General features: G+C 47.2%; 1 pseudogene. It reads left to right on the top strand.

The features are described from left to right. A pseudogene (locus tag AB4486_RS23145) lies at window positions 1-2,645 on the top strand (hypothetical protein); the annotation flags it as partial.

The following is a 2,645-nucleotide window of genomic DNA, read 5'->3' as shown; positions in this document are numbered from 1 at the left end:
TTGAAGGTGAAGTACGCTTCGAACCAAACCGCAATCTAGACCACACGGTTAGCGAAGACATCGTCAAATCGATTGTCGTGACCTCAAGCGATGGCGATGTGGATGTTGAAACGGCGACGGTTGTTCTGACCATTACCGATGGTGATATTCCAACCATCGAATCCGTACCAAGCGTGACGCTATCAGAAACACAACTTTCTGATGGCTCGACACCAAGCGGCAGTGCGGTGAGCCAAACCGAGACTATCTCGTTTACCAACCAAAGTGATGATGTCGAGAAGTTCCGAATCGAACCAACTGAGTTCAATGTGGGTGGTGCGTTAACGTCGAACAACATTGCGGTTGAGCTTAAAGAAGACCCAGCAGACTCAGGCATCTATGTCGGCTTTATTGATGACGGTGGAACGGACGTTCCTGTCTTCAGCTTAAGCTTCTCAGGTACCACGTTGGGTGAATACACCTTCACGTTGCTTGAGGCGTTAGACCATGCCGATGGCTTAGATAACAACGAACTGACCTTCGATTTGCCAGTTTATGCCGTCGACTCAGATGGTGATGATTCATTAATGACTCCGTTGTCGGTGACCATTGGTGATGACGCCCAAATCATGGCGAACGGTACGCTCGGTATTACCGAGCCGAATTTAGCTGACGGGACGGTGACCACCAATACGATTGATGTAATGACAGCGCAAAGTGCCGATGGCGCAGTGATTACCCAGTTCACCTATGACGGTGGCACGGCTCAAATCTTAGATCCAACAATCACAGGTGAGCAGAAATTTACGTTCACTGAGGGTGATGTGTTCGTCACCATCGAAGGTAACGTGCGCTTTGAGCCGAACCGTGATTTAGACCACGAAGATGGCGATATCGTTAAATCTCTCGTCTTTACGTCAAGCGATGGTGATGTGGATGTTGAAACGGCCACTGTCACACTGACGATTATTGATGGTGATATCCCAACCATTGAATCGGTACCAAGCATCGCGCTTGCTGAAGCAGATTTAGCGGATGGCTCGTCACCAATCATGGGGGCAGTGAGTCAAACAGAAACCATCTCGTTCACTAATCAAAGCGACGATGTTGAGAAATTCCGTTTAGAACCAAGTGAGTTTAATACTAACAACGCGCTCAAGTCAGACGGCTTGATCATTGAGATTCGAGAAGAACCAACAGGCTCTGGCAATTATATTGGCTTCACGACCGATATTTCGAATGTCGAAACCACGGTGTTTACTCTCGATTTCAGCAGTTCCACTTTGGGTGAATACACCTTCACTCTTCTGGAAGCGATTGACCACACACCAATTCAAGGCAATAACGACCTAACATTTAACTTGCCAGTTTACGCGGTTGATACCGATGGTGATGACTCGTTAATGTCACCGCTATCGGTGACGATTACTGATGATGTTCAAGTGATGGCAAGTGGTGATCTGACGATTGAAGAGCCTACTGTCGCCGACTTAGCTGCAGGTACGCCAACGACATCCGTTTTCGATGTATTAACATTCGCGAGTGCCGATGGCGCGAGCGTGACTCAATTTACCTATGACGGCACCGCTTACTCTCTAGACCCGAATGATGCGACCGAGCAAGAGTTTACCTTCACCGAAGGCTCACTGTTTATTACGACTCAAGGGGAAGTGCGCTTTGAGCCGAACCGAGATTTAGACCACTCGGCTGGCGATATCGTTAGAAATATCGTTGTGACGTCAAGCGATGGTGATGATGACGTTCTTACCTCGACAGTGACGCTTACGATTACGGACGGTGATGTTCCAACCATTGATGTCATTCCACCAATTTCACTATCTGAAACGAATCTAGCCGATGGCTCTGATCCGTCGAATTCTGCGGTCAGTGACACCAAAGTCATTCAGTTTACTCATGAGAGTGACGATGTTGAGTCGTTCCGTATCGAGCCAACAGAGTTCAATACTCTAGGTACGTTAACGTCAAACAACTTGGCGGTTCAGCTAAAAGAAGATCCTAACAGTGCTGGCGATTACATCGGTTTTGTTAAAGACGCGTCGGATGTTGAAACCAACGTCTTTACCGTTACCTTCTCTGGTACAAATCTAGGTCAATACACATTTACGTTACTTGAAGCGCTTGACCACGAAGATGGTCTGGTGAATAACAGTTTGAGCTTTGACCTGCCTGTTTATGCAGTAGACAGCGATGGCGATGATTCTTTGGTTTCTCAACTGAATGTGACCATCGGTGATGATGTTCAAATCATGCAAGATGGTACGTTAGATATCACTGAGCCAAATCTTGCAGACGGCACAGTGACAACCAGTACCATTGATGTGATGCCAGAGCAGAGTGCCGATGGTGCGACGATCACTCAGTTTACGTATGACGGTCAAGTTCGAACACTGGATCAAAGCATTTCAGGTGAGCAGCAATTTAGCTTCACAGAGGGTGAGTTGTTCATCACTATTGAAGGTGAAGTACGCTTTGAGCCAAATCGTAATCTAGACCACACGGTTAGCGAAGATATCGTCAAGTCGATAGTGGTGACCTCAAGCGATTTAGATAACGATGTGGTGACGTCAACGGTCACTCTGACCATTACTGATGGTGATATTCCAACCATCGAATCCGTACCAAGCGTGACGCTATCAGAAACACAA

The sequence above is a fragment of the Vibrio sp. 10N.222.55.C6 genome, assembly GCF_041473395.1.
Taxonomy (GTDB): domain Bacteria; phylum Pseudomonadota; class Gammaproteobacteria; order Enterobacterales; family Vibrionaceae; genus Vibrio; species Vibrio crassostreae_C.
This window is presented reverse-complemented; position numbering and strand designations above follow the sequence as displayed.